The organism is Achromobacter deleyi, from assembly GCF_902859705.1.
Lineage (GTDB): Bacteria > Pseudomonadota > Gammaproteobacteria > Burkholderiales > Burkholderiaceae_B > Achromobacter > Achromobacter deleyi.
The window spans coordinates 52398-62719 of the sequence record NZ_CADIJO010000029.1 but is presented as its reverse complement, the minus strand read 5'-3'; the positions used below and the strand labels follow the sequence as shown (position 1 = coordinate 62719).

General features: G+C 67.5%; 10 protein-coding genes. 6 read left to right on the top strand and 4 right to left on the bottom strand.

Translation table 11 applies throughout. From position 1 onward, the window contains the following. Positions 1-368: 368 nt before the first annotated feature. The 5 genes from HV798_RS27460 to HV798_RS27440 all read left to right on the top strand — a co-directional run bounded on the left by HV798_RS27460 (position 369) and on the right by HV798_RS27440 (position 4828). Complete coding sequence (locus HV798_RS27460) at positions 369-794, top strand: CopD family protein (protein WP_246289231.1); 426 nt, start codon at positions 369-371, stop codon at positions 792-794. 197 nt (positions 795-991) lie between these two features. Beyond that, positions 992-1831, top strand: coding sequence for a MetQ/NlpA family ABC transporter substrate-binding protein (locus tag HV798_RS27455; RefSeq protein WP_175195640.1), 840 nt, complete (start codon positions 992-994; stop codon positions 1829-1831). Between the two features lie 7 nt (positions 1832-1838). Beyond that, positions 1839-2954: a methionine ABC transporter ATP-binding protein gene (locus tag HV798_RS27450; protein WP_025135699.1), complete on the top strand. Its 1116-nt coding sequence runs from the start codon at positions 1839-1841 to the stop codon at positions 2952-2954. Beyond that, complete coding sequence (locus HV798_RS27445) at positions 2935-3591, top strand: methionine ABC transporter permease (protein WP_025135700.1); 657 nt, start codon at positions 2935-2937, stop codon at positions 3589-3591. The genes HV798_RS27450 and HV798_RS27445 overlap by 20 nt, the downstream gene beginning before the upstream one ends. Before the next feature lie 46 nt (positions 3592-3637). Beyond that, complete coding sequence (locus HV798_RS27440; RefSeq protein WP_175195642.1) at positions 3638-4828, top strand: trans-sulfuration enzyme family protein; 1191 nt, start codon at positions 3638-3640, stop codon at positions 4826-4828. A gap of 86 nt (positions 4829-4914) precedes the next feature. On the opposite strand, the gene HV798_RS27435 is transcribed toward HV798_RS27440, so the two are convergent. Continuing rightward, the gene (locus HV798_RS27435) at positions 4915-6039 is read right to left on the bottom strand and encodes a hypothetical protein (protein ID WP_175195644.1); all 1125 of its coding nucleotides are present in this window, start codon (positions 6037-6039) and stop codon (positions 4915-4917) included. Between the two features lie 38 nt (positions 6040-6077). Then, positions 6078-6536 (bottom strand): hypothetical protein, encoded by a 459-nt coding sequence (locus HV798_RS27430; RefSeq protein WP_175195646.1) that lies wholly within the window; start codon positions 6534-6536, stop codon positions 6078-6080. Between the two features lie 246 nt (positions 6537-6782). On the opposite strand from HV798_RS27430, the gene ppk2 reads away from it, so the two are divergent. Continuing rightward, a complete protein-coding gene (gene ppk2 / locus HV798_RS27425) occupies positions 6783-8003 on the top strand; it encodes a polyphosphate kinase 2 (protein WP_175216601.1) in 1221 nt (406 codons plus the stop codon). 75 nt (positions 8004-8078) lie between these two features. Here the strand turns inward: ppk2 and HV798_RS27420 are convergent, their stop codons facing one another. Together HV798_RS27420 and HV798_RS27415 are read right to left on the bottom strand one after the other, a co-directional pair. Then, entirely contained in the window at positions 8079-8459 is a 381-nt protein-coding gene (locus HV798_RS27420) for an RNA-binding S4 domain-containing protein (protein WP_175195650.1), read from the bottom strand. 62 nt (positions 8460-8521) lie between these two features. Beyond that, the gene (locus HV798_RS27415; RefSeq protein ID WP_175195652.1) at positions 8522-10231 is read right to left on the bottom strand and encodes a putative bifunctional diguanylate cyclase/phosphodiesterase; all 1710 of its coding nucleotides are present in this window, start codon (positions 10229-10231) and stop codon (positions 8522-8524) included. Positions 10232-10322: the final 91 nt, after the last annotated feature.

The following is a 10322-nucleotide window of genomic DNA, read 5'->3' as shown; positions in this document are numbered from 1 at the left end:
GGGGCGTCCGCCGCGCCGGCCAGCCCGGCGGTGAAGGGGGATGCGGCGGTTCCGGCTGCGGCGGCCTCCAGCCCCACCACGCCTGCCACTCCGACCACGCCTGCCGCGGCCACGCCGGCAGCGACGCCCGCCACGCCTGCCACGCAGCCGGCCGCCGACGCCGCCAAGTAACTGCCCCGACTGGCGCGGCGCAGGCCGTCTCCTCCAACAGGCGGCGCAGGCCGTCTCCTCTAGCAGGCGGCGCAGGCCGCCGCCACGGCGGGATTCACACGCGGCCTTGGTGCCCGGCGTCATCGCGTTTGCCCCAGCGCAAACCCGGGCCGCAATACCACCCCGCATCCGCCCGCCGTCCGGCGATAATGCCGCGCATGACCTACCAACTCCTGAAAATGCTGCATGTCGCCGCCGTGGTCGCATGGCTGTGCGGCTCGTTGTTCGTGTCCCTGTTCCTGTTGTCGTCGCAGCCGCCCGACAGCGACGAGGCGCCCAAGGAACGCAAGATGCTGGGCGCGCTGCGCCGCTGGACGCTGTTCGTGACCACGCCGGCCATGGTGCTGACCTGGCTGGTCGGCCTGCACCTGGCCATGACCTTCGGCTGGTTCGCCATGAACTGGCTGTGGATCAAGGTGGCGCTGGCGCTGGCACTGTCGGCGCTGCTGGGCATCCAGAGCGCGGCGCTGCGCCGCCTGGCCCAGGGCAGCGCCAAGCGACCGCCCTTGGTCGATCTGTATGCGCCGTTCACGGTCATTGCGGCCGCGGTGATCGTGACGCTGGTGGTCGTCAAGCCGTTCTGAATGCCAGGCTGGCGGACCGGGACTTTGCGCCCGTCCGCCCCAAGCGGTTCAGGCTTTTCACGCCGCCGCCATATGCGCCCGCCACATAACCAAACACCCCTGTAATAAGGACTCAACCAACTATTCGTTCGTGCGCGCAGGAGCCATCCCTAGAATCGTCTCTCTCATAACCGGTTTGACTTAGAGGCGATTTCCATATGACTCCCCGTACTTTCTCCGCCCGCACGGGCACGCTCATCAAGGGTCTGCTGGGCGCCGTGCTGGCCGCTGCGGCGATGTTCCACGGACCGGCATTCTCGGCTGATCCCAGGCCCCTGAAGGTGGGCGTGCGCGGCGGCGTGGACGAGCAGATCTGGGAAGTCGTGGCGCAGGTCGCCAAGAAGAATGGCCTGGCCGTCGAACCGATCGTCATCACCGGCACCGCCAGCCCCAACGAGGCGCTGAACAACGGTGACCTGGACGCCAACGCCTTCCAGCACATTCCCTTCCTGAACGACCAGATCAAGCAGCGCGGCTACAAGCTGGTGTCGGTGGCCAACACGCTGATCTCGCCCATCGCGTTCTATTCCAGGAAGTACAAGTCGCTGAAAGACCTGCCCAACGGCGCCAAGGTCGGCATTCCCAACGACCCCAGCAACCAGACCCGCGCGCTGGTGATCCTGCGCGACAACGGCCTGATCACGCTGCGCGACGGCTTTGATCCGGCCACGGGCACCGCCACGCTGGCGGACGTGACGTCCAACCCCAAGAAGCTGGACTTCGTGGAAAGCGCCTCGGTGGTGCTGGCCCGCTCGCTGCCTGATGTGGACACCGCGGCCATCGTCAACAGCTTTGCCTACCAGGCCGGGCTGATCGCCACGCGCGACGGCATCGCGGTCGAGAAGAAAGAAAACAACCCGTACGTGAACATCATTGCCGTGCGCGAAAAGGACAAGAACGCGCCGTGGGTGCCGGAATTGGTCAAGGCCTACCACTCCGAGGAAGTGCGCCAGTTCATTTTGAGCAAGTACGAAGGCTCGGTGATTCCGGTCTTCTAAGCGCGTCATGATCCAACACGAGTTTTCCCTGCCGCACGAAGCCGCGCAGGCCGAAGCCGGCGCGGCGCCGGATGCGCACATCGTCTTCGAAGGCCTGCAGAAGCACTATCCCGGCCCGCAGGGCCCGGTTGCGGCGCTGTCGGACATTTCGTTTTCGATCTCGCGCGGCGAGGTGTTCGGCATCATCGGGCGCAGCGGCGCCGGCAAGTCGACCCTGCTGCGTTCCATCAACATGCTTGAGCGGCCCAGCGCCGGCCGGGTGCGGGTGGACGGCGTGGACGTCGGCAGCCTGGACGAGGACGCGCTGGTGGGCCTGCGCCGCCGCATCGGCATGATCTTCCAGCACTTCAACCTGCTGTCGGCCAAGACGGTGGCGGAAAACGTGGCCCTGCCGCTGCGCGTGGCGGGCGTGAAGCCGGCCGCGGCGCGGGCCCGGGTCGATGCGCTACTGGACCTGGTGGGGCTGCGCGACAAGGCGGATACCTATCCGGCCAAGCTGTCGGGCGGCCAGAAGCAGCGCGTGGGCATCGCCCGGGCGCTGGTGCACAACCCCGAAATCCTGCTGTGCGACGAAGCCACGTCCGCGCTGGACCCGGAAACCACGCAGTCCATCCTGGCGCTGCTGCAGGACATCAATCGCAAGCTGGGCCTGACAGTCGTGCTGATCACTCACGACATGGCGGTGATTCGCGAGGTCTGCCACAAGGTGCTGGTGCTGGACGGCGGCCGCAAGGTGGAACACGGCGACGTCTGGCGCGTGTTCGGCGATCCGCAGGCCGATGCCACGCGCGCCTTGCTGCGCCCCTTGCAGCACGACCTGCCGGCGGACCTGGCGGCGCGGCTGGTGCCCGATCTGCAAGGCCTGGACGGCCGGCCGGGCGTGGCCGTATTGCGCTTGCGCTTTACCGGCCAGGGTCGCCCCGAAGGCGTGTCGCTGCAAGCGCTGGCGGCGCTGGGGCCGGGCGCGACGCTGCTGCACGGCGGGCTGGACCGCCTGCGCGGCCATGCGCAGGGCAGCCTGCTGGTATCGGTGCCCGCTGCGGTGCTACAGGAAGAGGCCGCGCGCGCCGCGCTGGTGGCCGATCAGATCAAGGTGCTGGGATATGTCGCTGTCGATGCTTGATAAATACGCGCAGGCCTTCCTGCAGACGCTGACGATGGTGGGCATTTCCGCTGCCATCGCCATCATCGCCGGCCTGACGCTGGCCGTGGTGCTGACGGTGACCGCGCCCGGCAACCTGTACCCCAAGCCGCGCCTGAACAAGGCGCTGTCGGTCACCGTGAATACCTTTCGTGCCATTCCCTTCATCATCCTGCTGGTGGCGATGCTGCCGTTCACGCGGATGCTGGTGGGCACCACGCTGGGCACCTGGGCGGCGATCGTGCCGCTGTCGGCCAACCTGGTGCCGTTCTTTGCGCGCATCGCCCAGGTCAGCCTGAACGACGTCGACCATGGGCTGGTGGAAGCGGCCCGCGCCATGGGGTGCCGCCGCTGGCACATCGTGCGCCACGTGCTGCTGCCCGAGGCGCTGCCCGGCATCATCGGCGGCATGACCGTCAGCGTCATCGCCATGATCAACGCCTCGGCCATGGCCGGCGCGGTGGGCGCGGGCGGCCTGGGCGACCTGGCTATCCGCTACGGCTACGAACGTTATGAAACCCGCGTGATGTTCGAAGTGATCGTCATCCTGATCGCGCTGGTGTCGATCGTGCAATTCACCGGCGAATGGCTGTCGCGCCGCGCCGACCACAAGCGTTGAGGGCGCGCCGCGCCGTCCGCATCCTGACTTTTCCTGGAGCCTTCTCATGTCCGATTCGCCCCAACACGGTTTTGCCACCCGCGCCATCCACCTGGGCTACGAGCCGCTGGACGAGCAAGGCGCGCTGTCGCCGCCGCTGTACCTGACGTCCACCTACACGCAGGACAGCCTCGAGGCCTTCGACCAGATCCGCCTGGGCGAGAAGGCCGGCTACGTCTATGGCCGCACCCGCAACCCCACGCAGGCGCTGCTGGAAGAGCGGCTGGCGTCGCTGGAAGGCGCCGAGGCCGGCGTGGTGACGGCATCCGGCATGGCTGCCATTTCGGCCACGCTGCTGTCGCTGCTGCAAAGCGGCGACGAGATCGTGGTGGATCAGATTGTTTACGGCACTGCCTTCACGCTGTTCGCGCAGGGCCTGCCGCGCCTGGGCATCCGCGCCGTGTTCGCGGACTTCACCCGTCCGGAAACGGTCGCCGCGGCCATCGGCCCCAAGACCCGCGCGGTCTACTTTGAAACGCCGGCCAACCCCAACCTGCGGCTGGTGGACATTGCCGCGGTGTCGGCGATTGCGCGCGGCAAGGGTCTGTTGACCATCGTCGACAACACCTTTGCCACGCCGGTGCTGCAGCGCCCGCTGGAACACGGCGCCGACATCGTGCTGCATTCGGCCACCAAGTACCTGGGCGGCCACGGCGACCTGCTGGCCGGCGCGGTGGTGGGGCGCAAAGAGCATATCGATGCGATCCGGCTGCAAGGCCTGCGCTATTTCACCGGCGCGACGCTGTCGCCGTTCACCGCGTTCCTGGTGCTGCGCGGCATCAAGACGCTGGAACTGCGGGTGGAACGCCACAGCGAATCGGCGCTGAAGGTGGCAAAGTTCCTGCGTGAACATACGGCCGTGGCCGACGTGTTCTATCCCGGCCTGGCGGGCACTGCGGGGGCCGAGATCGCCCAGCGCCAGCAGGCGGCGGGCGGCGGCCTGGTGGCGTTCGAACTGAAAGGCGGGCTGGACGCCGGCCGGCGTCTGCTCAACAGCCTGAAACTGGCGCGCATCGCCGTCAGCCTGGGCGATCCGGAAACGCTGATCCAGCACCCGGCATCGATGACGCACGCCAGCTACACGGCCGAAGACCGCGAGAAATACGGCTTGTCGGAAGGGTTGTTGCGTCTGTCGGTGGGATTGGAAACTGCCGCGGATATCCTGGCCGACCTCAAGCAGGGGCTGGATCGGGTGTAGGCGCGGCGAGGGGGCGGTGTGGCGCAGGATACGCAGTGATGCCGATCCTGCGACTTCGCCGGTTCTGCGTCAGCGCAGAGATGACCTCAGCGCAGGTCCGACGTCAGGTTGTCGAACTGCTGCAGTTCCAGCCGGGTGCGTTCGTCGGTCAGGCGCCGCACCGTCAACTGATGCGCCTGGAAGCGCGTCAAGAGCGCGTCCTGGTCGAACACGATCTCGTCATGCTCGGCGCGCCACGACCGGCGGTTGTCGTCGAGCAGGTTGATCATCTTTTCGAACTCGGCCAGCGTCTGGCGTTCGATGTCCCAGTTGCGCGTCAGGGTTGCCCGCTGGGTTGCGCGCGACTTCAGGGCGCCTTCGATCATCTGGTTCTTCTGCTGTTCCGTCAGGTCCAGGCTGCGGATGATGACGGGCACGTCGGCCAGCAGCTTCTGGTTCTGCTGGCTGTATTTCTGCACGATGCGCTGCGATTGTTCAAGGATCAGCCGGCTTTCAACCAGCCCGCGGTCGCGCGCCAGCCGGTTGGCGATGAACAGTTCCGACAGCCGTACCTCGTCCAGTTCCTTCATGTAGGCGCGGTATTGCGCCAGGCGCTGGCCCAGCATCAGCTTCACGCCGCGCTCGATCTGGCCGTAGGCGCCGCGCGCCTTGGGGGTGGGGTCGATATCGGGCACGTCGCCGGTCGGATGGTCGACGGCGTACATGGCCGTGCGCATCAGCTCGCCGGCATGGCGGATCTCGGCGTAGGCGGTGTCTTTCTGCACCCGCTGGTAGGCGCCCATCGCGCTCACCGTGACGAACGTGGCCACGAGCGCCAGGCCCACGCCGAACGCGATGCGCGTGCGGCTGCGAGGGGTGCGCAGGCGCTTGAACAGTGACAGCACCCCGATCACGACCGCAGGCGGAATCGCCAGCGCGATGGCCGCGCCGAGGCCGTAGCCAACGGTCGCTGCCGGGCTGGCATCCATCGACGGTGAGTAACGTCGCACGCTGATTGCCATCAACCAGAGGCCGATATAGATCGCCCAGGTGCAGAACTTGAGCGCGCGGCCGGCGGTGGGCGAGGTCCGCAGGGCGGCGGCCAGCGGGTCGGCCGCCGTGGGAGCCACCGCTGAACCGACCGTGGCTGGCGAGGCGGCCAGCGCCGGGTCTGCCGCCGTTTCCGAGGGCACGCTTTCAAGGCTCAGGATGGGGTCTTTGCGCGTGTCCACGGCGGGCGGAAGGGGCGAGAAATAATTGGCGGTAAATGTTACTGTGCGGCCTTTTCCGGCGCAATCGAATCTCGCTGCCAGGCCACCCATTCGCCCGCGCCGTCGAAGTGGCGCGGCCCGCGTTTCGCGGCGGCCAGGCCGGCGCGCAGCACCTCGTGGTTCAGGCCCGGCATGTGCCGCAGCAGGGCCGGCGGCAAAGCCTGCGCGTCCAGCACGTCCTCGTCGAATTCCACCGCCATCAACGCGCCGTCGTCCTGCACCCGCACGTACCACAGGCCTTCCATGTAGTCGCCGTGCCAGGGGTCCGGAAACACCGCCTGCCGAAAGCGGAAGCCGAATTCATGCACGTCTTCCCAGGGCCACGATTGGCGCAGGCCCATGCGCGCGGCCAGCTCGCTGGCGCGTGTGAAGCCGGCGTCGTCGAAGCGGATGGTTTCGGCGAACGGGTCGGGTGGGGCAGGCGGGCCGGCAAGCAGCCTTTTCAGCAATGACCACATGGTGGCGTAGTGGAAGCGGATTCGATGCGGCAGTGTACCGGCGGGTGGCGCCGGCCGTATGACGGGCGCGCAAATCCCTGCAAGGCGATCCCGGCAAAAGCGGGCATCCTGGCCGCAGGCTGCAAAGATGTTACAAGTCTTGATTCATATCAACGTCCCGCGCCATGGCGCGGGTTAGGGTTGCGCTTTTTCCTGACGGGTCGCCGGCGACTGGCCGGGCCCCACGCGCAGCAAGGACAGGGATCCATGACAGACAAGACCTCGCAAGCCTCCGAATCGACCCAGGCCGACATCGCCGCCAAGCCGGCTACCAAGTCCGCCGCCAAGCGCACCGCCGGGGTACGTACATCGGCCGCCAAGCGCCCGCAAGCCGCGCGCCGCACGCCGGGCACCGCATCGTCCGCCTCGCGCAGCAAGCAAGCAGATGCCGCCGCCACCCAACTGCCGTCCATCGAGCCCGCCGTCACGGCCCGCAAGCGCGTCAACGCGCGTGAGGTCGCCGCGCGCCAGGAAACCACGGCCGTGCTGGCCGACATTGCCCGCCGCTACACCGTGGGCGAATCCGGCGAGGCCCACGAGGCACTGCGCTCGGTCATCGAAGAACTGTCGCCCGACGACGCGATGGCCGTGCACCGCGCGCTGCTGCAAGCCAATGCGCAGGCGCCCGCCGCCCGCCGCAATCCCGACGAGGAACTGGCCACCGATTGGCGCGAAGGCATCTACCCCTACAAGCACCGCATGCTGCGGCGCAATTACGAAAAGCAGAAGTACGCCTTGCAGGTGGAACTGCTGAAATTGCAGGCCTGGGTCAAGGCGACCGGCCAGCGCGTGGTGATTCTCTTCGAAGGGCGCGATGCGGCCGGCAAGGGCGGCACCATCAAGCGCATGATGGAACACCTGAATCCGCGCGGCGCGCGCGTGGTGGCGCTGGAAAAACCGTCCGACACCGAGCGCGGCCAATGGTATTTCCAGCGCTATGTGCAGCACCTGCCCACGGCGGGCGAGATCGTGATGTTCGACCGCTCCTGGTACAACCGCGCCGGCGTCGAACGCGTGATGGGCTTTTGCACGCAGGCGGAATATCTTGAATTCCTGCGCCAGGTGCCCGATTTCGAACGCAACCTGGTCGCCAGCGGCATCCACCTGGTGAAGTTCTGGTTTTCGGTCAGCCAGGAAGAACAGCGCCGCCGCTTCCTGCAACGCAAGGTGCATCCGCTCAAGCAGTGGAAGCTCAGCCCGGTCGACCTGGCCTCGCTGGACAAGTGGGACGACTACACCCGCGCCAAGGAAGCGATGTTCGCGCACACCGACACCGCCGATGCGCCGTGGATCGTCGTCAAGTCCGACTGCAAGAAGCGCGCGCGCCTGAACGCCATGCGCTACCTGATCGGCCGCCTGCCGTACGAAGGCAAGAGCGCCGAGCCTGAGATGGCGCTGGATTCGCTGATCGTGGGGCGGGCGCTGTAAAGCCGGGTTTGTTTGGCCTGGCCTGCGCGTTGGCCGGGCCGGCGCGGCGTCGTCGTTGAGTGTGAGGCGCGCCGCTTACTTGCCGCGCATCTGATCGATCAGCCGCCGATCGCGCTTGGTCGGGCGGCCGGCGGCGATGTCCAGCGCGGGTTCCGGCGCCAGGCGCCGCATTTCCGCCGCGCGGGCGCGGGCGGCGGCGCTTTCGGGGGTTTCCTCGTACAACAGCCGGGCCACCGGCGCCGGGCCGCGCACGCCGCTGACCGCCACCACGCGCACGTGCAGCGCAGGGTCTTCCTTGCGGATGCTGACCAGGTCGCCTGCGCCGACTTCGCGCGCCGGCTTGGCGGGCTGGCCGTTGACCTGCACCCGGCCCTTGCCGATTTCGTCCACCGCCAGGCTGCGCGTCTTGTAGAAGCGCGCCGCCCAGAGCCATTTATCCAGCCGTATCTTTTCCATCGTGGTTCATCCAGACATCAGCCGGACATGATAGCGGTTGGCGCCGCGCCTGCGTGACAGCGTCACGACTGCGAGTCGCGTAGCAGCGCGGCAAACGCGCTGGCGGGCAGGGCGCGGCTGAAGAGGAACCCCTGCATGGCATCGCAGCCTTCTTCGATCAGCATCTGCCGCTGCGCCTCGGTTTCGACGCCTTCGGCCAGCGTGCGCATGCCCAGCGAATGCGCCAGGCGTACCACGCCGCGGATCACGGCGGTGGCCGTCGGCATCTTGCCCAGCGCCCAGACGAAGGACTGGTCGATCTTGAGCGTGTCGATCGGCAGCCGCACCAGGTAGGCCAGGCTGGAATAGCCGGACCCGAAGTCATCCAGCGACGCCGAGATACCCGCCTGGCGCAGTTCCATCAGAATGGTCGAGGCCTTTTCGACATCGCTCATCAGCGAGTTTTCAGTCACCTCGACGTCCAGCAGCGTCGGCGGCACGCCATGCACCTGCGCCAGCCGCACGATGGTGCCGGCCAGGTCGGGCGCGACCAATTGGCGGGCCGACAGGTTGAACGAGATGCGCGGCACCGGCAGGGCATCGGCCAGCCATTCGCTGATGTGCTGGCAGGTGGCGTTGGCCACCCACTCGGTCAGCGCCGATTCCAGCGGCGAATCCAGGATCACGTCCAGGAACGCGGCCGGGCCCAGCAGGCCGCGGGTGGGATGGCGCCAGCGCAGCAGCGCTTCGGCGCCGCACAGCGACCCGTCGTGCATGCTGATCTGCGGCTGGAAGTGCAGTTCGAACTGGTTGTTGGTCAGCGCGCCCTGAATATCGCCGCGCAGAGACAGGCGCGCGCCCAGGCCCTGCATCAGTTCGCGGTGGTACAGGCGCACCTGGAAGCGGCCGGCCGACTTGGCGGCGTACATCGCGGCATCGGCGTAGTTCAGCAGCATCTCGGCGGACTCGCCGGGCGTGTTCAGCATCGCGATGCCGATGCACGCGCCCAGCGACACCGAACGGCCATGGATGTCGCTGGGCCGCGACAGCGCATTCAGGATCGAATTGGCCAGCGCTTCGGCCGCGCGCTCGTTGGTGTCGCGCAGCACCAGCAGGAATTCGTCGCCGCCGACGCGGGCGCAGAAGATCGACGGCGTCAGGAACTTGCGCAGCCGCTCGGCAACGTCGCACAGCAGCAGGTCGCCCTCGGCATGGCCAAAGGCGTCGTTGACCTCCTTGAACCGATCCAGGTCCAGGAACAGCACGGCCAGCGACGGGTTCTGCGCGGTCAGCCCCGGCGTCGCGTCGGCGATGGCGCCGGACAGCGTTTCCATGCACTGGCGCCGGTTGGGCAGGCCGGTCAGGTAGTCATGCGTGGCCTGGTATCTGAGCTGGGCCGTTTCTTCGCGTTCGCGCGAGACATCGCGCAGCAGCACGGCCAAGCCCTTGTCGTGGGGAAAGGCGCGGGCCTCGTACCACGTGGCCAGCGGCGCGTAATAGCCGGTATGGTTGGCCGGGCGGCCCGTTTGCAGCGCGGCGCGACAGGCCTCGTAGTAGCCGGTGCCGACCAGGTCGGGACAGGCATCCCACAGGGCCTGTCCCACCAGGTCTTGGCTGCTGCGGCGCAGCAGCCGTTCGGCGGCGGGGTTCACGTAGCGCACGTGCCATGTGCGATCCAGCGAGATGAAGCCGTCGGCCAGGCCGTCGAGCGCGGCGCCGTCCAGGTTGGCCGTGGCGGGGGTGGCCGCGCCGGCGGGCGGGGGCGGTGATGGCTCGTTGCTTTCTTGGTTCATCTCGTTCCGGACTTCCCTGGGCGCATTCGATCCGCTCTTTGTATCGCATCGGGGGGGCCGCGTAAAACCAAAAAAACAACCAAAAAACCGT

Excerpts from the sequence above, each read along its gene's own strand:
- HV798_RS27460 (WP_246289231.1), top strand. The coding sequence starts at position 369 with ATGACCTACCAACTCCTGAAAATGCTGCATGTCGCCGCCGTGGTCGCA.
- HV798_RS27455 (WP_175195640.1), top strand. The coding sequence starts at position 992 with ATGACTCCCCGTACTTTCTCCGCCCGCACGGGCACGCTCATCAAGGGT.
- HV798_RS27450 (WP_025135699.1), top strand. The coding sequence starts at position 1,839 with ATGATCCAACACGAGTTTTCCCTGCCGCACGAAGCCGCGCAGGCCGAA.
- HV798_RS27445 (WP_025135700.1), top strand. The coding sequence starts at position 2,935 with ATGTCGCTGTCGATGCTTGATAAATACGCGCAGGCCTTCCTGCAGACG.
- HV798_RS27440 (WP_175195642.1), top strand. The coding sequence starts at position 3,638 with ATGTCCGATTCGCCCCAACACGGTTTTGCCACCCGCGCCATCCACCTG.
- HV798_RS27430 (WP_175195646.1), bottom strand. The coding sequence starts at position 6,536 with ATGTGGTCATTGCTGAAAAGGCTGCTTGCCGGCCCGCCTGCCCCACCC.
- ppk2 (WP_175216601.1), top strand. The coding sequence starts at position 6,783 with ATGACAGACAAGACCTCGCAAGCCTCCGAATCGACCCAGGCCGACATC.
- HV798_RS27420 (WP_175195650.1), bottom strand. The coding sequence starts at position 8,459 with ATGGAAAAGATACGGCTGGATAAATGGCTCTGGGCGGCGCGCTTCTAC.
- HV798_RS27415 (WP_175195652.1), bottom strand. The coding sequence starts at position 10,231 with ATGAACCAAGAAAGCAACGAGCCATCACCGCCCCCGCCCGCCGGCGCG.